This is a genomic window from Lacisediminihabitans profunda, from assembly GCF_008040105.1.
Taxonomy (GTDB): domain Bacteria; phylum Actinomycetota; class Actinomycetes; order Actinomycetales; family Microbacteriaceae; genus Lacisediminihabitans; species Lacisediminihabitans profunda.
Genome location: NZ_VRMG01000026.1, coordinates 1 through 201, shown reverse-complemented (window position 1 = coordinate 201; position 201 = coordinate 1). Strand labels below are relative to the sequence as shown.

At 57.7% G+C, this 201-nt stretch carries 1 protein-coding gene; it reads right to left on the bottom strand.

From position 1 onward, the window contains the following. Nucleotides 1–201, bottom strand: a 201-nt coding sequence (locus FVP33_RS18915; RefSeq protein ID WP_246142436.1) for a lyase family protein, incomplete at both ends; no start/stop codon positions are given.

The window sequence follows — 201 nt, the reverse complement described above, 5'->3', positions numbered from 1 at the left end:
ATCCGCTGAACTCCTGGCCGAGTGTCATCGGGACTGCGTCTTGGAGTTGGGTGCGCCCAATCTTGAGAACCCTCGCGAACTCCCGGCCTTTTATTTCAAAGGCGGCAGCAAGTTGGGCGTGTTCTGCTCGGAGCCGTTGGACGCTCCAGATCATGGCGAGCTTGATCGCTGTGGGGTAAACGTCATTGGTCGATTGGCTTC